General features: G+C 64.4%; 20 protein-coding genes. 12 read left to right on the top strand and 8 right to left on the bottom strand.

All coding sequences use genetic code 11. The features are described 5' to 3' along the window. Window positions 1-129 precede the first annotated feature (129 nt). Window positions 130-1,578: a sugar porter family MFS transporter gene (locus AC1DFR_RS19840; protein ID WP_476874274.1), complete on the bottom strand. Its 1,449-nt coding sequence runs from the start codon at window positions 1,576-1,578 to the stop codon at window positions 130-132. A gap of 357 nt (window positions 1,579-1,935) precedes the next feature. On the opposite strand from AC1DFR_RS19840, the gene AC1DFR_RS19845 reads away from it, so the two are divergent. Next, window positions 1,936-2,979, top strand: coding sequence for a Gfo/Idh/MocA family protein (locus tag AC1DFR_RS19845; protein ID WP_476874275.1), 1,044 nt, complete (start codon window positions 1,936-1,938; stop codon window positions 2,977-2,979). Window positions 2,980-2,994: 15 nt separating this feature from the next. On the opposite strand, the gene AC1DFR_RS19850 is transcribed toward AC1DFR_RS19845, so the two are convergent. Next, window positions 2,995-3,579, bottom strand: coding sequence for an HhH-GPD-type base excision DNA repair protein (locus AC1DFR_RS19850; protein WP_476874276.1), 585 nt, complete (start codon window positions 3,577-3,579; stop codon window positions 2,995-2,997). A gap of 104 nt (window positions 3,580-3,683) precedes the next feature. Here AC1DFR_RS19850 and AC1DFR_RS19855 point away from each other — a divergent pair, with 104 nt between their 5' ends. Together AC1DFR_RS19855 and AC1DFR_RS19860 are read left to right on the top strand one after the other, a co-directional pair. After that, a complete protein-coding gene (locus AC1DFR_RS19855) occupies window positions 3,684-5,147 on the top strand; it encodes a protein adenylyltransferase SelO (RefSeq protein WP_476874277.1) in 1,464 nt (487 codons plus the stop codon). Window positions 5,148-5,159: 12 nt separating this feature from the next. Then, complete coding sequence (locus tag AC1DFR_RS19860; RefSeq protein ID WP_476874278.1) at window positions 5,160-5,483, top strand: hypothetical protein; 324 nt, start codon at window positions 5,160-5,162, stop codon at window positions 5,481-5,483. A 30-nt stretch (window positions 5,484-5,513) separates the two neighbouring features. Here AC1DFR_RS19860 and AC1DFR_RS19865 read toward each other — a convergent pair whose 3' ends face one another. After that, a complete protein-coding gene (locus AC1DFR_RS19865) occupies window positions 5,514-5,852 on the bottom strand; it encodes a hypothetical protein (RefSeq protein ID WP_476857366.1) in 339 nt (112 codons plus the stop codon). 123 nt (window positions 5,853-5,975) lie between these two features. Between AC1DFR_RS19865 and AC1DFR_RS19870 the strand changes: the two genes are divergently transcribed. Both AC1DFR_RS19870 and ppsA read left to right on the top strand, forming a co-directional pair. Then, window positions 5,976-6,794, top strand: a complete 819-nt coding sequence (locus tag AC1DFR_RS19870) for a pyruvate, water dikinase regulatory protein (protein WP_028276194.1) — start codon at window positions 5,976-5,978, stop codon at window positions 6,792-6,794. 151 nt (window positions 6,795-6,945) lie between these two features. Further along, entirely contained in the window at window positions 6,946-9,363 is a 2,418-nt protein-coding gene (ppsA, locus tag AC1DFR_RS19875; protein WP_476874279.1) for a phosphoenolpyruvate synthase, read from the top strand. Between the two features lie 118 nt (window positions 9,364-9,481). Here ppsA and AC1DFR_RS19880 read toward each other — a convergent pair whose 3' ends face one another. Next, the gene (locus AC1DFR_RS19880; RefSeq protein WP_476874280.1) at window positions 9,482-10,171 is read right to left on the bottom strand and encodes an HAD family hydrolase; all 690 of its coding nucleotides are present in this window, start codon (window positions 10,169-10,171) and stop codon (window positions 9,482-9,484) included. Window positions 10,172-10,598: 427 nt separating this feature from the next. Between AC1DFR_RS19880 and AC1DFR_RS19885 the strand changes: the two genes are divergently transcribed. Further along, on the top strand, window positions 10,599-11,372 hold the full coding sequence (locus AC1DFR_RS19885; RefSeq protein ID WP_476874281.1) for an ion transporter: 774 nt from the start codon (window positions 10,599-10,601) through the stop codon (window positions 11,370-11,372). Between the two features lie 634 nt (window positions 11,373-12,006). Here the strand turns inward: AC1DFR_RS19885 and AC1DFR_RS19890 are convergent. Both AC1DFR_RS19890 and AC1DFR_RS19895 read right to left on the bottom strand, forming a co-directional pair. Beyond that, the gene (locus AC1DFR_RS19890; protein WP_476851136.1) at window positions 12,007-12,342 is read right to left on the bottom strand and encodes a carboxymuconolactone decarboxylase family protein; all 336 of its coding nucleotides are present in this window, start codon (window positions 12,340-12,342) and stop codon (window positions 12,007-12,009) included. Window positions 12,343-12,546: 204 nt separating this feature from the next. Then, window positions 12,547-13,200 carry a TMEM175 family protein gene (locus AC1DFR_RS19895; RefSeq protein ID WP_476874282.1) on the bottom strand — a complete coding sequence of 218 codons (654 nt, stop codon included), beginning with the start codon at window positions 13,198-13,200 and terminating at the stop codon, window positions 12,547-12,549. A gap of 458 nt (window positions 13,201-13,658) precedes the next feature. On the opposite strand from AC1DFR_RS19895, the gene AC1DFR_RS19900 reads away from it, so the two are divergent. Continuing rightward, window positions 13,659-13,982 (top strand): carboxymuconolactone decarboxylase, encoded by a 324-nt coding sequence (locus AC1DFR_RS19900; RefSeq protein ID WP_476871979.1) that lies wholly within the window; start codon window positions 13,659-13,661, stop codon window positions 13,980-13,982. 73 nt (window positions 13,983-14,055) lie between these two features. Continuing rightward, complete coding sequence (locus AC1DFR_RS19905) at window positions 14,056-14,880, top strand: VOC family protein (protein WP_476874283.1); 825 nt, start codon at window positions 14,056-14,058, stop codon at window positions 14,878-14,880. Between the two features lie 54 nt (window positions 14,881-14,934). Here AC1DFR_RS19905 and AC1DFR_RS19910 read toward each other — a convergent pair whose 3' ends face one another. Then, the gene (locus AC1DFR_RS19910) at window positions 14,935-15,708 is read right to left on the bottom strand and encodes an ion transporter (protein WP_476871981.1); all 774 of its coding nucleotides are present in this window, start codon (window positions 15,706-15,708) and stop codon (window positions 14,935-14,937) included. Window positions 15,709-15,806: 98 nt separating this feature from the next. Here AC1DFR_RS19910 and AC1DFR_RS19915 point away from each other — a divergent pair, with 98 nt between their 5' ends. From AC1DFR_RS19915 to AC1DFR_RS19925, 3 genes are all read left to right on the top strand, one after another. Next, a complete protein-coding gene (locus tag AC1DFR_RS19915) occupies window positions 15,807-16,010 on the top strand; it encodes a hypothetical protein (RefSeq protein ID WP_043435465.1) in 204 nt (67 codons plus the stop codon). A gap of 193 nt (window positions 16,011-16,203) precedes the next feature. Continuing rightward, the gene (locus AC1DFR_RS19920) at window positions 16,204-16,809 is read left to right on the top strand and encodes a DUF1326 domain-containing protein (protein WP_476874284.1); all 606 of its coding nucleotides are present in this window, start codon (window positions 16,204-16,206) and stop codon (window positions 16,807-16,809) included. Then, window positions 16,810-17,577, top strand: a complete 768-nt coding sequence (locus AC1DFR_RS19925) for a DUF2182 domain-containing protein (RefSeq protein ID WP_476874285.1) — start codon at window positions 16,810-16,812, stop codon at window positions 17,575-17,577. Between the two features lie 75 nt (window positions 17,578-17,652). Here the strand turns inward: AC1DFR_RS19925 and AC1DFR_RS19930 are convergent, their stop codons facing one another. Further along, window positions 17,653-18,288: a TetR/AcrR family transcriptional regulator gene (locus tag AC1DFR_RS19930; protein WP_476874286.1), complete on the bottom strand. Its 636-nt coding sequence runs from the start codon at window positions 18,286-18,288 to the stop codon at window positions 17,653-17,655. A 132-nt stretch (window positions 18,289-18,420) separates the two neighbouring features. Between AC1DFR_RS19930 and AC1DFR_RS19935 the strand changes: the two genes are divergently transcribed. Beyond that, window positions 18,421-18,834 (top strand): carboxymuconolactone decarboxylase family protein, encoded by a 414-nt coding sequence (locus AC1DFR_RS19935; RefSeq protein ID WP_230009358.1) that lies wholly within the window; start codon window positions 18,421-18,423, stop codon window positions 18,832-18,834. The last annotated feature ends 48 nt before the right edge of the window (window positions 18,835-18,882 follow it).

The raw sequence follows: 18,882 nt of genomic DNA on the forward strand, positions 1-18,882 counted from the left end.
CGCGGGAAACACAGCGGTTCCGGCCGCCGCCCCATGGGCAACCGCACCGGTTCCACTGCTGCCTGACGCCGGCCGCATGCCTGTCCCGTGGGGGAGGCCCCGGCGGCAATGGCTACGGACGTTCGATTCTCAGAGAGATACCGCCTTCTCGCCCGGTACCGTGGGAGGCACGATGATTGGAATGCCTCCGGTGCGGAAGTGCACCTCCAGCTCTTCCAGGGATTGCCCCTTCGTCTCCGGCACGAATTTCGCCACGAAGATCAGGGAAACAATGTTCACCAGCACGAACACGGTGAACGTGCCGGTTGAGCCCAGGGCGACGACCAGGATCGGGAACAGGAAGGAGATCGCCGCGTTCACGGTCCAGAGGGCGAACACCGCGATGCCCATCGCGAAGCCGCGGATGGCCAGCGGGAAGATCTCGGAGAGCAGTAGCCACACGCACGTGCCGATGAAGCACTGCACGAAGGCCACGAACAGCATCATCGCCGCCAGAATGGTGTAACTGACGAGGTCCGACTGGGGGAGTGTGAAGACGACGGCGAGGAGTGCCTGCGAAGCTACGACCCCGGAGAAGCCAATGACCAGCATGCGGCGGCGCCCGATGAAGCCCAGCAGCCAGATACCCAGGACGGTCATCAGCACCGACGTGACGCCGACGGCGATGGTCGCCACGAGCGATGCGCTCACGCCGAGGCCGCTGCGCTCGAGGATGGTGGGGGCGTAGTAGTTCACGGTATTGATGCCCGTTGCCTGCTGGGCTGCGGCGAGCCCGATGCCGACCCAGAGGAGCCGGCGCATCCAGAGATTGTTCTTCAGATCGCGCCAGGCGCTGGAGCGCTCATTCCGGGCCGTATTCGCGGACTCAACGATTTCTTTGTATTCGAAATCGGCTTCCTCCGGGCTGCGACTGAGGTTGAGGATGCGGCGACTGTCCTCGAGCCTGTCGCGGATAGCGAACCAGCGCGGCGATTCGGGCAGGACGAGCATGCCGATCAGGAGTGCGATGGCGGGGATGGAGGCAATGCCAAGCATGATGCGCCAGACCTCCGCGTCGTGGATGACGGCGTCGAGGAGTGCGTTGATGGCAAAAGCAAGCATCTGTCCGGTAACGATCATCAGTTCGTTGATGGTGACCATGCGCCCGCGCAGATGTGCGGGCGCCATTTCTGCCAGGTAAAGAGGGCACGTTACGGCAGCGGCGCCGACGCCAAGACCGAGGATGACGCGGGCAACGACCATGAACCCGACGGTCGGTGCGATGGCGCAGCCTATCGCGCCGAGAAGGAAGAGCAGCGCGCACACAAGCAGCGTGCCGCGCCGCCCAAGCTTATCGGCGAGCCTGCCGCCGCTCAGTGCGCCCACCGCGGCACCAGGGAAGAGCAGTGCGCTGACGACGGTGGCCTCTTCGACCGGGCTCATGCTCAAGGAGTCCTGCATGTAGAGCAGCGCACCGGAGATCACGCCGGTGTCGTAGCCGAACAGGAGTCCGCCGAGTGTGGAGATGACAGTGAGACGGGCGAGATATCCGCGGTGTTTTGAGCCCGATGCGGGCGAGCTTGCTGTGTGCAACGACATTGTTGACTTCCTCGATTCGGCCGACCTGGAGGGCGGACTTTGAATTCGGAGCGTTCTCAGGGAGTGTGCTGGATCACGCACCTTCAACGTTAGAGCGCTCTAACGAGACAGTCAAGAGTTTGTCTTGACATACGCTCAAAGTATCAACGCGCATCCTGGAGGCGGGCGGTCAGGGGCAAGTCCGCGGGCGGGGCGGCGAGGAGGATGCCGGAAGACTAGTAGGTGGCGCCGGGGTGGAGCGGCTATTTCTTCAGGGGCTTTTCCCGGATGAAACGGCTTGTTACTATGTCAGGACAAAGTCAGGGAAAGGGCGATGAGTCTCATGCGAATCGATGTCAACACCAGGGAGGCCGGCACATGACCGGGAACTCCTCACTCCCGGTGTCCCGGGTCCCGGGTTCCCGAGCCGCACCACCACTCCGCTGGGGGATCATGGGTCCCGGCTGGATCGCGGAACGCTTTACGGAATCCGTCCAGGCGCACACCTCGCAGATTATCGCCGCAATCGGGTCCCGCTCGCTGGACCGTTCCGAAGCCTTTGCTGGACGGCACGGCATCCCCGCTGCCTTCGGCAGCTATGAGGAGCTGGCGGCCGCCGACGTCGACATCGTCTACGTGGCCACGCCGCACAACTTCCACTACGAGGCCGCCCTCATGGCGCTCGACGCCGGCAAGCACGTTCTGGTCGAAAAGCCGATAGGCATCAACCGTGCGCAGGCGGCCGGCATCGCCAGCCGGGCCGCCGACGCCGGCCTGTTCGCCGCCGAAGCCATGTGGACATTTTTCCTGCCCAAGTTCGACGTCATCCGGCAAGTGCTCGACTCCGGAATGCTCGGGGACGTTACTACGGTCTTCGCCGAATACGGTGAGCACTTTGACCCCAGCCACCGGATCTTTGACCCGGCTCTGGCGGGCGGCCCGTTGCTGGACCTGGGGACCTATCCGCTCTCGCTCATCACGTCCGTCCTGGGCGAACCGGACCGCCTGCTGGCGCTCGGTGAACCGCACGAATCCGGAGTCAATGCCCAGCTTTCGGCCGTCATGTCCTTTGCCGGCGGACGCCAGGCCATGATGAACACCCAATTGCACAACTTCACGCCGACGTCCGCCACCATTGTGGGCACCGAGGCTTCACTGTCAATTGACGGGCCCTTCAACATGCCAGGCAACTTCAGCGTCCACTTCCCGGATGGTACCCGGCTGGCCTACGAGGAGCCGGCCGGAGCACACTTCGAGGGCCTGCACTTCGAGGCTGCCGCCGTCGCCCGCGCCATTGCGGCAGGGCGGCTGGAGGTTCCGCAGCGGCCGCTCGCCGAATCCATCCGGACCATGGCCGTCGCCGACGCCATCAGGAACCAGCTCGGAATCGTGTTCCCCGGCGAAGCCGTTGGAAGCCGCTGATCCAGGCCCTCCGTATCAGCGCTCGGATGCCCTCGCGGCTTTGGTGGCGGCCTTGGCAGCCTGCTTGCTGGCGCGCACTCTTTTCAGCGACTCGGGGTCCACGATGTCGGCGACAGAAAGAAATGCGCTCTCCTGGCCATAGGGGCCGGCGGCCTCACGCCAGCCTGGCGCCTGCAGGCCGCACTGCTTGCCTAGCAGTGCAAGGAAGATCCTGGCCTTTTGCTCTCCGAAGCCGGGCAAGCCCTTCAACCTGCGCAGCACTTCCTCACCGTCCGGGTCGTCCTGGTTCCAGATGGCAGTTGCGTCCCCATTCCAATCGCCTTGGACGGTCGCAGCGAGGTCCTGGACGCGGCCGGCCATGGAGCTGGGGAAGCGGTGGATGGATGGACGCTCCTTGAAGATCTCAACGAAGCCGGCCGGGTCGTATTCGGCGATTGCGGCAGGGGTCATGGACCCGATGCGCGTCCGGATCTTTTCGGGTCCGGCAAACGCAGACTCCATGGTCACCTGCTGGTCAAGCAGCATGCCAACGAGGAGTGCGAACGCGTCATTGCTGAGCAGTTGGTCGGCGGCGGCGTCGCCCGTGATGTGCAGTTCCATGCGCCCATCCTGCCACCAGCTCCGCGCCACGTCATGGCACCGGCCCGAATCTGCTCCGCCGCGACCAGCGGCATTGCTGACGCTGTGGCCGGTATCCTTGAAAGATGAGTGGCACAGCGCATTCAACCGTCACATTTGATGGCCGCTTCGCCCGGGAGTTCCAGGAGATGGCCATTCCCTGGCGCGCGGAGGAGGCGCCCGAGCCGCACCTTTTGGTGCTCAACGAGCACCTCGGCGCTGAGCTGGGCCTCGATCCGGCCTTCCTCCGGAGTCCGGAGGGTCTGCGTCTGTTGACCGGCAACGCCGTCCCTGCCCATGCCAGTCCGGTGGCGCAGGCCTACGCCGGCCACCAGTTTGGCTGGTACGCGCCCCGCCTCGGCGACGGGCGCGCACTCCTGCTGGGCGAGATCGGGCACGCGGACGGGCAGCTCCGCGACGTCCACCTCAAGGGATCAGGACGCACGCCGTTTGCCCGCAACGGGGACGGCCAGGCGGTGGTCGGGCCCATGCTGCGCGAATACATCGTGAGCGAGTCGATGCACGCGCTGCACATCCCCACGACCCGTTCCCTCGCCGTCGTCGCGACGGGACGTTCGGTGCAGCGCGAGACGCTCCTGCCCGGCGCCATTCTGACCCGGATAGCCAGCAGCCACCTGCGCGTGGGCAGCTTCCAGTACGCCCGGTCCACGGGCGACATCGGCCTCCTTCGCCGCCTCGCCGACTACGCCCTGACCCGTCACCACCCCGCCGCCGCGGACGCCGGAAACCGATATCTCGCACTCTTCCAAGGGGTCATATCCGCCCAGGCTTCGCTGGTGGCCCAGTGGATGCTCGTCGGATTCGTTCACGGGGTCATGAACACCGACAACATGACGATTTCGGGCGAAACGATCGACTACGGGCCGTGTGCCTTCATGGAAGGCTTCGACCCGGCCGCTGTCTACAGTTCGATCGACGAGAGCGGGCGCTACGCCTACCGCAACCAGCCGGTGGTGGCGGAGTGGAATCTTGCCCGGCTCGCGGAGTCGCTTCTGCCCCTGCTCAACGACGACGAGGAGCAGGCGGTCGAGCTCGCGGTGGGAGCACTCGGCGAGTTCCGCCGGCAGTACAGTGACGCCTGGTCGGCAGGCATGAAGGCCAAGCTGGGGTTCCGTGACGGGCTCGACGACGACGTGGCCTCGCCTCTCGTGGACGAACTTGTGGCTTTAATGCAGGAGTCACGGGCCGACTACACCTCGTTTTTCCGGCACCTCGGCAAAGCCGCCCGCGGCCGTGCCGAAGCCGCGCGGGGCCAGGTCCAGGACACGGCAGCTTTCGATGCCTGGGTGGGGCGATGGCGTGCCTTGGCACCGGATGCTGACGCCATGGACCGGGTCAACCCCATCTACATCCCGCGGAACCACCTGGTGGAGGAGGCCCTGGCGGCCGCTACCGTCGGAAACCTGGATCCGCTGGCACGGCTGCTGGACGCAGTCGCCTCGCCTTTCGACGAGCGGTCCGGCCTCGAGCGCTACGCAGCTGCCGCCCCAGAAAGCTTTGGCCCGTACCGAACCTTCTGCGGAACCTGAGGGGGACTGATCATGGATACCGAATTCGCCGAGGTCATCGATCATGACGTCACCACCATCACCTGCGTTTGCGGCAATACCGTCAGCAGCGAGGGATTGATTCAGGCCAACTCACAGGGCATGCCCGTTCACATTGGCGGAAACGTTCCCGTGCCCGCGGGGCTGGCTGCCTGGCCTGAGGACGAGGATCTCTACACCCTGTGCTCCTCCTGCGGCCGCGTTTACCATGACGCTGTCATCGAAGAGACTGGGACCGCGCCCGTTGCTTTCCGGATTGATGTCACCGCCGGACCGGTTGCCGAAGCGATCCGTGTCCACTGGGACCTCAACACGTAGCACTGTGACCGTGTCAGGGATCAGTGAGCCCTACACGGTGTCCGGCCGCTGATCTCCCTTGTGGCTCCGCAGATTCTCCTGCACCTTGCCGAACAAATCCTTGATGGTCGTCTCCGTATTGGTGAGCATGTCCGGCTGGACGTAGACCTGTTGGGCGGGAGGCAGGCTGTAATGGGACGCCAGGCCACCCGCACCGTCCACCCCTGCCAGCGCGATGGTCACACCACCCTCCTTGCGCGCAATGGCGCCAATCCGGCCGAAGACCACGGTAAATTCGTCCGGCTGGAAGCTCACGGTCAGTCCGACATGTGTCCGGTTAAGGTCACTTGCCGTGACGGCCTTCTCGTTCCCGGTCCCTGCATAGTTCATGTCGATCTCCCGGATAGCTGGTGGCGTTGTAAGCGAGCAGTCTACGTCCGGGACCGGAGACGGGGTAGGGACCCGCCGGCTGCCCGATACCGGACCGGTCCCGGCGTGGGGGAGAATGCGTTCATGACCAAAGACGATCTTCGGCCTGTCTACTTCCTTTCGGACAGCACCGGCATCACCGCGGAAACGCTCGGCAACACCTTGCTGACGCAGTTCCCCGCGAACCACTTTGACCGCATCACGGTCCCCTTCATCACCACGGTCGAACAGGCCAGGACGGTGGTCGGCACTATCGACAAACTGGCCGCCACGGGCCTGCAGCCGATCGTGTTTTCCACCGCGGTAAGCAGCGATATCCGCCAGGTCCTGGGTACGTGCCAGGGGATCATCGTGGATCTCATCGGGACTCATGTCGGACAGCTGGAGCAGGCCCTCGGTTCGCCGGCCAGCGGCGAACCCGGCAGGGCCCATGGCCTGGGCAATGCGGAGCGGTATCAATCCCGGATGGCCGCCGTCGAATACGCCATGGAACACGACGACGGCCAAAGCCTGCGGGCGCTCGAAAAGGCCCAAGTCATCCTGGTGGCGCCGTCCCGCTGCGGAAAAACGCCCACCACCATGTACTTGGCCCTGCAGCACGGCATTTTCGCCGCCAACTTCCCGCTGGTGGACGAAGACTTTGAACGGGAAGGGCTCCCCAAGCCGCTGAGGCCTTTCGTTGAGAAGTGTTTCGGGCTCTCCTCCAACCCCCTGCGCCTGAGCCAGATCCGCACCGAACGGCGCCGGGGCTCACCCTACGCGTCGCTGCGGCAGTGCGGCTTCGAGCTGCGCAGCGCCGAGCAGCTGTACGTCTCCCATAGGATTCCGTACCTGAATTCGGCCACGGTGTCCGTCGAGGAAATGGCGGCAACCATCCTGCAGCGGATGAACCTCAAGCATTAGAGAAAAGTTTCACAAACTTAGTGTGGCGCACGTCATGTGGAAAGTGCGCTGGAGACCTGTCACTGTGGACAGGACTTGCGCCCATCAACCGGCCATCGCCGCAAGCGGGGCGGCGCACTTGCATGCCATCATCTGCAAAGGAGCAGTAACTATGACGACAGACATCCTGTGGTTCTCAGAACTCGGACTCAAGGACCTGGACCGGGTGGGCGGGAAGAACGCCTCCCTCGGTGAGATGGTGCAGAACCTGACCTCCGCCGGCGTCCAGGTTCCCGACGGCTTCGCCACCACCGCGGATGCCTACCGCAACTTCCTGGCGGATTCGGGCCTCGACCAGAAGATCGCCGACCGGCTGGTCGGCCTGGACACCGATGACGTCACCGCCCTGGCAGCCGCCGGGCAGGAGATCCGGGCCCTCATGCGCGAGACGCCCTTCCTGCCTGACTTCGAAGCGCAGATCCGGAACTCCTACCAGCAGCTGGTGGACAAGCACGGCGGCTCTGAGGACCTGTCCTGGGCCGTCCGTTCCAGCGCCACGGCGGAAGACCTCCCCGATGCCTCCTTCGCCGGGCAGCAGGAAACCTTCCTGAACGTCCGCGGCATCGAGAACATCCTGCTCGCCATCAAGGACGTGTTCGCGTCCCTCTACAACGACCGGGCGATCGCCTACCGGGTGCACCACAAGTTCGAGCACGCCGAGGTGGCGCTCTCGGCCGGCATCCAGCGCATGGTGCGCTCCGACGTCGGCGCCTCCGGCGTCATGTTCACCATGGACACAGAGTCCGGGTTCCAGGACGCCGTGTTCGTCACGTCCTCCTACGGCCTCGGCGAGGCTGTCGTCCAGGGCGCCGTCAACCCCGACGAGTTCTACGTCTACAAGCCCGCGCTGCAGGCCGGCCGGCCTGCAATCCTCAAGCGCGGACTGGGCGAGAAGGCCCTGCAGATGACCTACACGAGCAGCCGCGAAATCGGCCGCACTATCGACTTCGTACCGGTCGAGGCGTCCCTGCGGAACCGCTTCAGCCTCACTGACGACGACGTCGAGCAGCTCGCCCGGCACGCCGTCGCCATCGAGAACCACTACGGCCGCCCCATGGACATCGAATGGGGCAAGGACGGGATCGACGGCGGCCTGTACATCCTGCAGGCGCGCCCGGAGACCGTGCAGTCCCGCCGCGCCTCCGGCAGCCTGAGCCGGTTCCGGCTCAACGGGACCGGCCGGGTGCTGGTCGAGGGCCGCGCCATTGGCCAGCGCATCGGCGCCGGCAGCGTCCGCATCCTCACCGCGATCGACCAGATGGCCGCCTTCAAAACCGGTGATGTCCTCGTCGCCGACATGACCGACCCGGACTGGGAACCGATCATGAAGCGTGCCTCCGCCATCGTGACCAACCGCGGCGGGCGCACGTGCCACGCGGCCATCATTGCCCGGGAACTGGGGATTCCCGCCGTCGTCGGCACCGGGGACGCCACCGATGCCCTCTCGGACGGCCTCGACGTGACCGTGTCCTGCGCCGACGGTGAAACCGGCGTGATCTACGAAGGGCTCCTGGACTTCAGCGTCGAGGAAACCGAGATTACCCAGCTGCCCGAGGCCCCCGTCAAGGTCATGATGAACGTCGGCACCCCGGAGCAGGCTTTCACGTTCGCGCAACTGCCCAACCACGGAGTGGGCCTGGCCCGGCTCGAATTCATCATCAACCGCCAGATCGGCATCCACCCCAAGGCACTGCTGAATCTCGACGAGCAGCCGGCGGACGTCGCCGCGGAAATCCGTGAGCGCATCGCCGCGTACGAGAGCCCGCGCGACTACTACATCAAGCGCCTGGCCGAGGGCGTGTCCACCATCGCGGCGGCGTTCGCGCCGGAACCCGTGATTGTGCGCATGTCCGACTTCAAGTCCAACGAGTACGCCAACCTGATCGGCGGGCCCGCCTACGAGCCGCACGAAGAGAACCCGATGATCGGCTTCCGCGGCGCCTCACGCTACTTGGAGCCGTCCTTCCGGGACTGCTTCGACCTCGAGTGTGAGGCCCTGTCCTTTGTCCGCAACGAGATGGGCCTGACCAACGTCAAGCTGATGATCCCGTTCGTACGGACCCTGGATGAGGCCCGCGGCGTTATCGAACTGCTGGGGGAGAACGGCCTCACCCGCGGCGAGAATGGCCTAGAGGTGATCATGATGTGCGAGATCCCATCCAACGCGCTGCTCGCCGATGAGTTCCTGGACTACTTCGACGGGTTCTCCATCGGCTCCAACGACATGACCCAGCTGGCCCTGGGCCTGGACCGGGACTCCGCGATTGTCTCGGGCGGCTTCGATGAACGCGATCCGGCCGTCAAAAAGCTCCTGAGCATGGCCATCGCGGCCTGCAAGGTGCGCGGCAAATATGTCGGCATCTGCGGCCAGGGTCCGAGCGATCACGCGGACTTCGCCGAGTGGCTGGTCGAGGAAGGCATCGATTCGGTCTCCTTGAACCCCGACACCGTGGTGGACACCTGGCTGCGCCTTGCCGGCGCCACAGCCGGCCCGGCCGTCGAGGCAGGCGTCGGGGCCGGGGCGAACTGACAGCCGCGGCGTCCAAGTAAGACAGGCCGGACACCCGCCGGGCAGCACGGACTGAGAATTCCAGACCGTGCTGCCTGGGCGGCCGTTCAGGCGTTGGAAGCCGCACGGGCGGAAGGCCTCAGGCGCTCAGCTTTCCAATCGCGCTGCTTTCAAGGTTCTCCAACAGGTGCCGCGGATTGTCGTAAACTTCGGCGGCACCGGCCTCCCGCAGCTCGGCTTCGCTGATTCCGCCGCAGGTCAGGGCAATGGCGGGAACTCCGATTGCCGCGGCGGCCAGCACGTCCCAGACGGCGTCGCCAACAAACACGACGTCCGCCGGGCTGAGCTCAAGCTTTTCCAGGCACGCCAGCAGAATGTCGGGAGCGGGCTTGCTCTCGTCGGCGTCGTTGGAACTGGTCCACGCATCGATGGACGTGCCGGCGTCCAGGAGGCGCCGGGCGACGTCCAGGTCGCGCTCCTGCGCTGATGATGCCAAACCCACGGCCAGCCCGGCGCCGGAGCATGCGGCCAGGAGGTCCCGGGCAGAGTCGAAGGGGCGCAGGGAAGGCCAAAACGTGGAGAACACGGCGCCGTGCGCGGATTTGAGGTCTTCCTGCATGTCCGTGGTGCACCCGGGGACCAAGTGTTCGATGAGCTTGTCGCCGCCCATGCCGACGCAGCGGTGGATAGCCGAGATCTGGATGTCCAGCCCCTCCCGCCGGAACGCCTGCCACCAGGCAAGGGCATGGAAATAGCTGGAGTCAATCAAGGTCCCGTCGACGTCGAAAAGGACGCCTCGTTTCTTTTCCGATTTTGAACCTGGCACCATTGCTACCCCACCTTTGGTTGAGGGCGGCCGCATGTGCCTGACCAGGCAACGGCTCGGCCCATAACGGATCTTTCCAGACCGGCGTCCGAAGGACCTGTCAAAGACTCCTCAGCGTCCACGATCAGAACGCCGCCACCACTCTGCAGCGAGTGCTCCAACTCCAAATGTCTGGCCACTTTAACCTCCTCGACTCTGCTGGAAGCTTGCATGGTAAGACTACTTAATGCAGGGGAATTTTCGTGGCGGCGTGCATGCGGCGGTCGTCGCCGTGGGGGAGCGGCTAACGACACTTAGACCATGCCTCGATCCCGGCGAGGCCCCAGGCCGGGCACTTGCGTCCCAGGCTATTGAACAGAGGCACTGCGGTCCGGTCAGAGAAGGGCAAAAAGTGTCGGGCACTTGACGGCTTTCGTGCCAGAATCCTCACATGACCAGGGAACGCAGTGAACTGAAGAGCATCGGATATGAGATCTTCATCGGAATCCTTTCGCTCCTGTCGATCGTCAATCTCGTGCTCGTGTATGCCGCGCGGGAGCAGTCGCTCGACACCGTGCTCGAGGTGATGAACGCCCTTTTCAGCGTGATCTTCCTCGCCGACTTCCTCTACCGGATCCTCACCGCGCCATCGGCGGGCGCCTATTTCTTCAGGCACTTCGGCTGGGCCGACCTGCTGGCCAGCATGCCCTTCGCGCAACTCAAGTTCCTGCGCATCTTCCGGCTGATCCGGGTGTACCGCCTGCTCCGCGACGTCGGCATCCGGACAATCGGCCGCGCACTGAGCAAAGACCGGGCCGGCAGCTCCCTGTACATCCTGCTGCTCATGGGCATTTTCGTACTGGAATTCGGAAGCCTCATGATGCTCCGCATCGAGCAGTATGCGCCGGGGGCCAATATCACGACGGCCTCGGACGCCATCTGGTACACGATCGTCACGATCTCGACAGTGGGATACGGTGACCAATTTCCGGTCACCGGTGCCGGCCGTATTCTCGGTGCGGGCATCATCGTCGTCGGTGTCGGCATCTTCGGCACCTTCACCGGCTACCTGGCCAACTTCTTCCTGGCTCCCCGGAAGAAGGAACCCGCACCGCCCGTCGATGCGGCCAACACCAGCGCGACGGTCGAAGCACTCCGCCTGCGCCTCGAAGAGTCCGAAGCCAAGCTCACCGAGATCAGAAAGCTGCTCACCGAGCCAACCTAGCTGGGCCTCCCCGGCCCGGCTGCCTGCCAGGGTTCTTCGCCGAACCAATGACTTTTGGCACTGCCCGTGTGTGCCTGCCGGGGCAAGAGTTGGACCTTCGCTGCCGGTTTGGCCAGCGCCCCGGTCCGGGTGCGAAAGGCCGCTTGCCTTTGACGGGTCGGTCCTGCCCCACACCGTCCGGAGACAGCGTCCGGTGTCAAGGCCGTGAAGGTGGGTGACGAGAAGTTCATCGAAGCCGCTTCGTCCTGATCGGCCGACACGACTCCAGTGAACCCTGCGGAGGGCCGCAAGGCCACGAACCGACATGCCCGGGCATCGCTTCGGATCCGCGCGAACAACTCCACTCTCGGCTCCATCCACCAGGGTGCCGGCGAGTCACGAGGTGGGGCCAGAAATAACCGCCTATCCGTGCGATCCAAACCGGTCATAACCACCCGGGGCAGATCTACGCGTCCCCTGCCACATTGAGCCGGAATGCGTGGACCGGAGGGGAGAACGTCAGCACCGGACCCCACGACGTCGTCTGCACAGACCGGGACGAGGATCATTCCGGCGTAGCCCGAAGGCGATATGCCGCCCGTGCAGGTTCCCCTCCCACGAGCCCGCGCGCCACGGCGCCGTGGTCCGGACGGGATTAGCCCTCGGCTTCCGCTTCTGCCTCGGCCATAGCCTCGGTCAATTCGAGGGCGAAGCCCAGGGCGCTGGCTAGGTTGCCGGTTGCCGCCACGATCCGGGGGGTGCCGACGATTGGGGCAACAGCGATCAGGATGCCCTGGATGTCCTCACTGGTGATGCCGACATCCATCGCGGTACTGGCATTGAAAAAGTAGGACGCGGCCGGGGCGTCGACGGCGGCGAGGGCAGCGATCCGGGCCAGCATCAACTCGCGAGGATCAAGCGTCGAGCGTTCAACCGATACGGCGGTGAGGTCGGCGAGGGCGTCCAGGATCGGGGTTTCTTCTTCGGCCATGGCCATGTCTCCATCTGGTTGCGGTGATTGTACGGCGAGTGGCGCGACCGGGGCCGGTCGCTGCGACTCGACATCAACGTAACCCTCGAAAGCGGAGGACGACATCACCCCCATGGGATGAACCGATGCTCAGCCCGCCGTGGCGGCCGCAGCGCATCGACAGGAATCTTGAATGCAAAGCCCCCGATTCTGCCTACCCGCCGGTCAAGCGGAACGGGAACGGCGCCGGATGGCGCTGAACGGCAGGAGGATAAACAGGGCGAGTGCCAGGTAGCCGAAGACGGCGATGACTGGCTGGACCAGCCCAATCAGGATCATGGCGACGTACACGCCCAGCGTGGGCGTGAGCCGTTTGGTGAGGGTCTTCACGTCCTCATCAGCCAGATCCGGGCGCACGAGACGCGCGCGGACAGCATATCGCCAGGTCACCGAAATCATGATCATCGATAGGAGCAGGTTGATGCCGTAGACGGTCGCCGCGATCCGCTCGGGCCCGGCTTCGTGGATGAATTCGGCCAGCAACTTCGTCGGAAAAGGCAGGAACGAGACAACCAGGAGCAGTAACAGGTTCAGCCGTACGAACACCGAGTCGGCATGGTCGAGGTATTCGGTGATAACCGTGTGGGCAAACCAGACCGCCCCAATCGTCGAGAAGCTGACCAAGTAGGCTAAGTACGACGGCCACAGGTCGACCAGCGCGCCGACGAGGTTCTCGTGGGAGCCGGCAGGGACCGAGATCTCCAAAATGAGGAGCGTTATCGCGATGGCGAACACGCCGTCGCTGAATGCTTCCATCCGCCCGGTCCGATAGGCAGACGGCCGGGGTTGCGGCTGCCCGGCACCAACCTGGTCATCCATGGGACAAGCATGGCAGCCGCTTCTTGACATCCGGCTCATCCGCAACGAACGATCTACTTGATGCGCTGCCCGTGGGTCAGCCACGCCCCATGGCCGATTTCGGCCCCACATATGACGGACTCACCGACTCCTACGTTTCATCCAGACCTTCTTCCAGCCGACACCGTAACGGGGTATATCGCTCGGCATTGGGGCCGACGGATACATCGGGCTCAAACCCTTTTGGGCGGGTCAGCAATTGTGCGTCAAAGGCGACCTCGCTACTTGGCGGCTACCGAGAAATGATCCCGCCGCACCCTCGAGGCCCGTCTGTTACGGAGTCCGATGGCCGGCGATCGGTTCATCCCGCGGGGGTGATGTCTCCCTGGGACGTACAGGGTTACTTTGCAGACGGGCCGGGCCCCTCGCCCGTGCCGTCGGCTCGGCACCCAACACCAAATCCAGATGGAGACATGATCATGGCCGAAGAAGAAACCCCCGTCGTCGACGCCCTCGCCGACATCACCGCCGTGTCGCTCGAACGCTCCACCCTTGTTCCCCGCGAGTTGATGCTGGCCCGTATCGCGGCCCTCGTCTCCGTCGACGCTCCACCCGCCTCCTACCTGCTCAACGCCGGTACGGCGGTCGACGCCGGCGTCACGGCAGATGATGTCCAGGGCATCGTCATCGCAGTTGCGCCCATTGTCGGCACTCCCCGGATCGTGGCGGCAGGCAGCAAACCTCGCCATTGCGCTCGGCTTTGTCATCGCAGTGGCCGAAGCCGAGCTCGAAGCCGAGCTTGAGGCTGAAGCCGATGCCCCGGCCGAGGACTGATCACGCCAAGCGGTACTACGAAAGGGACTGCGGGAGCGAGACATGACCCAGCGAACCTACCCTAAGGGCGTACCGTGTTGGATCGACACCGAGCAGCCCGACGTCGAGGCGGCCGCCGAGTTCTATGCCGGCCTCTTTGGCTGGACGTTCGAGGACGCCGTGCCGGCGGGCGCGCCAGGCCGATACTTGATTGCCAAGCTCGACGGCCAGGACGTCGCCGGGATGGCGGACACCCGGGGTGCCGCGACATGGAATACCTACGTATCCGTCGAGGACGCGTATACCGCAGTGCAGCGTCTGGTCGCTGCCGGCGCTACGGTACGGTCGGCAGCCGCAGACGCTGGAGAAGGCGGCCGCAGTGCGGCGCTGACCGATCCAGGGGGCGCCGGGATCCGCATCTGGCAAGCCAAGCGACGCTTGGGGGCACAGGTGGCCAATCAGCCGGGGTCCTGGAATTTCAGCGATCTCCACACGCCTAACCCCGGCGCGGCCATCAAGTTTTATGAGGACGTGTTTGGCTGGAAAGTCGACGACCTCGGCTTCGCGATGATGATCCGCAGGCCCGGTTACGGTGATCACCTTGAGGCGACAATCGATCCGGGCATCAGGGAAAGGCAGTCAGCGCTGGCCCCTCCACCTGGCTTCGAGGATGCGATCGCCTGGATCGCGACCACGGCCCCCGACGAACTGCCGCACTGGCACGTCTCGTTCACCGTTGCTGACCGGGACCGGACGGTGGTTGATGCGAAGCGACTCGGCGCCCAAGTCGTTAGCCAAAGCGAGACCGAGTGGACGCGCACGGCACTGATCCGGGACCCCCAGGGAGCGGAGTTTACCGCCAGCCAGTTCACGCCTCCGTCGCGATGAGCGCTCCTTCAATAGAGGCGCCGGGTCAGATGGCGGCAGCTATGGGACGAACGTTCACCCGGTTGGCCCGGCAAGCAGCTTTTTGATCTCGGTGAGCTTGGCTTCGGACTCTTCGAGGCGCTGACGGAGTCCTTCGACCGTCGCGGTCCCCGTCCCGGCGGCATCGACCGGCGGTGCGGGATTCTTGGGAGACAGAAAGAAGTTGGCCAGGTAGCCGGTGAATGTGCCGAAGATGCCGACACCGAGGACAATAATGCCTGCCCCGATCATACGGCCCGGTTCGGTGACCGGATACTGGTCACCATATCCGACTGTCGAGATCGTGACGATGGTGTACCAGATGGCGTCGGAGGCGGTCGTGATGTTGGCCCCTGGGGCGTACTGCTCGACGCGGAGCATGGCGAGGCTGCCGAATTCGAGCACGAGAATGCCCATGAGCAGCAGGATGTACAGGGAGCTGCCGGCCCGATCCTTGATCAGCGCGCGGCTGATCGTGCGGACGCCGACATCGCGGAGCAGGCGGTACACCCGGATCAGCCGGAAGATGCGCAGGATCTTGAATTGCGCGACAGGCACGCTGGCCAACAGGTCGGCCCAGCCAAAGTGCTTGAAGAAATAGGCGCCGGCCGATGGCGCGGTGACGATCCGGTAGAGGAAGTCCGCAAGGAAGATCACACTGAAAATGGCGTTCATCACGGTGAGCACCGTGTCGAGGTACTGGTCCTGCACGACATACAAGAGCACGAGATTGATAATCGACAGGATCGAAAGGATACCGATGAAGATCTCGTATCCGGTGCTCTTCAGTTCACTTCGTTCCTTGGTCATATGAGGATTCTGGCACGCAAGCAACGGCGTGGCTGACACTTTTTCAGGAGTAGGGTTTGCCTTGGCAGACGAAGGGGTCGGCAGACGAAGGGGTCCACATGAGCTACAAATATCGAACCGTCCGGGTTCGCGGCACTGACCTGGTTGGAACTATCGCGCGCAAACACGGGGGAGCGCCTGAGATCTACGAAACCTCGAAGGACCCGAGCACCTCGGTCGTCCCGGTGTTCTTCCAGGCAACGGGCGAGGTCCGATTCTTCGACAGGTCAATGCTGGAGGACGTCGTGACGCCGGCCAGCTAGCAGCGGTGTTACACCGCTGCTGCAAACGGAAAAGTCGCCCTGGCGCCCATCCCGGCCGCATGACCCCCACCCCTCCATTCGAAGGGCAGGGCCGCCCAGAATGGCCTTTTGCAGGGGTGTCCGCAGGACGTTGACACTGCTCAGGGCCGCGAGGAGGATTTGTTTTGGGGGGCCTCTTCGAAAGGAGCCCTAAATGCCGTGGCATGTCGAGGGTACATACTTTGAGAATTGCAATTGCGACATGGTCTGCCCGTGTACGGCGACAGGACAGACGGCACCGGCGGACAATGACCGCTGCAACGTGGCCTTGGCCTTCCACGTGGAAACCGGCGAAGTCAACGGTGTCGACGTCGGCGGTCTGACAGTCTGCGTCGTGGCCGATACCCCGGCCCTGATGAGTGAGGGGGGCTGGAAGGTCGGTCTCCTGATGGACGCCGCCGCCTCCGCCGAGCAGGCCGAAGCGCTCGGTGCCGTCTTCGGCGGCCAGCTCGGCGGACCGATGGAGGGCCTCGCTCCCTTGATCGGTGAAATGGCGGGCATGGAGTCCCTGGAAATGGCCTACGCCGACGACGGGCGTATCCACCAGGTGCGTATAGGCAGTGCCGTTGACATGGTGGTCGAGGACTTCATGAATCCATTTGATTCCACAGGGCGGGGAGTGAAACTTAGCGGGGTCGGATTCCCGGCCGACACTCTGGCGGCCGGCACATCCAGCACCGCCCGCGTCGACGTGTTCGGGATGACCTGGGATAACGCCGGGAAGAACTCTTTCTCGGCCCCCTTCGCCTGGTCCGCGTAGGTGCCGGGCACCAGCCGCCTGACAGTCAGCCACCACGCCGCAGAGGTGGCGCTGATCGGGTGCGCCGCGCTGGCCTGGTACCTGACGTTCCTAGGCCTTTCCGACATGTCCACGGGCCCGGGAACGATGGGATTGAGGCTCTGGGGTTTCCTGGCGGTGTGGGCGCTGATGATGACAGCCATGATGCTGCCAGCGCTGGAGCCGCTCACGTCGACGTACCTCAGGTCCATCCGTGCCGTACGCAGCCCCCGCATCAGGGCGATCCGGACAACGGCCCTGGTAGGCGGCTACCTTCTGACATGGATCGGATTCGGCGTCGTGGCCTACGCGGCCGCGGCTATGTCTGCGCTGTTGGCTCAGAACGCGGCGGACATCGCACCCTGGGTGGGTGCCGGAGTGCTCGTGGCGGCCGGCGCCTACCAGCTGACGCCGCTGAAGGACTTCTGCCTCAGGCACTGCCGGTCGCCCATAGCCTTCCTGTTGCACGTGTCCGGGTACAAGGGCCGCTTGCGGGACGTCCGCGTCGGCATGTACCACGGCGTGTACTGCGTCGGCTGCTGTTGGGGGCTCATGGTGGTGCTGATTGCCGTGGGCGTGATGAACCTGCCGTGGATGGCCGTGCTCACGGTAGTTATCTTCCTGGAGAAGACATGGAAATTCGGGCCCGCCTTCAGCCGGATAACCGGTGTCTCGCTGATCGTTTTCGCGCTCTTCGTCCCGGCACACCCGGAGCTGCTGCCCGGGCTATACATGCCCGCGCCCATGTAAGGGACGCTGACCGTCGTTTTCGAATGACAGTCCGGGGACCGACGTCGGCACGGGGGCCCCGCGCCGTCATCGCTTCTACGGCGTGCCCCCGTGGGCGGGTCGGCGCGAAAACAGCGTGCTGACCAGCCGGACCCCGAAGCCCTCGTCCAGCGGCGAGCCGCTCAGGAAGAACCGGTAGTAGATCGGCCCCAGCAGGAGGTCGGTGAGCATCTCGGCGTCGACGTCCGGGCTCAGGTCTCCTCGGGAGATGCCCCGCTCCACCAGGAGGCGTACATCTGCCACCCGGCGGTTCACCACCCGCTCCCGGTAAGCACGCGCAAGTTCCGGGTCCGCAGCGACCTCCGATACGAGGCCCTGCATGATGCGGCCTATCAGGGTGGAGCTAAGGAGCTCGATGGTGCGGTCAACCACTGCCGCCAGTTCGGCGTACGTATCCCCGACATCCGGCGTCGTCCCCAGGTATTCGACCGAGTCCAGCAGGACGGCCAGTGCGAGGTCGGTCTTCGACCGATACCGGCGGTAGATGGTCGTCTTGGCCACGCCGGAACGGTTCGCCACGCCCTCGACAGTCAGGCCGTTGACTCCAGACTCCGCGAGCATTTCCCTCGTGGCGGCAAGAATCAACTTCTCCGTCCGCGCGCGCCGTCCCGTGTCCGTGGGTTGAGGGGCCGCGGCTGTCCCGTCCTCGCCCGTCACTGTGGGGTTAGCCACATCCATGCCCCTTCCCGTTCCGCGCCAGAAGCGCTAATGTTAATAACGCTACGCAACGTAGCGTTTCGCGGGTGGTTGAAGCAACCCACCCGACAAACCCACAACCACCCTACGCACTTTAGGAGCGCCGACATGGCCACAGATCGTTACCAGCGCGGACTCGACCGCATGATGGAACTCGTCTCCACGGAACACGCGAACACGTTCGACCACGTCAAGCTCGTCGAGTCCTACAAGAGCCTGGACGAGGACCTGTCCGACTACATCGTCTCCTTCGCCTTCGGGGACATCTACTCCCGGACTGCCCTGACCCAGCAGGAGCAGACAATGGTGACCATCTCCACGCTGGTTGCCCTGGGCACCGAGCCCCAGTTGAAGTTGCACATCAACACAGGTTTCAACGTGGGCCTGACCAAAGAGAAGATCGTCGGTGCCCTGATCCACTGCATCCCCTACATCGGGTTCCCGCGGGTGCTCAACGCACTGACCCTCGTCAAGGAGGTCATGGCGGAGCGCGGTCTGACCCCGGATTCACCCACGGACTGAGGTGCTCCTCCGCCCCTCGCCCTCCACAATCTCCTCCCTCACACTCAA

The sequence above is a fragment of the Arthrobacter sp. 05T410 genome, from assembly GCF_056396505.1.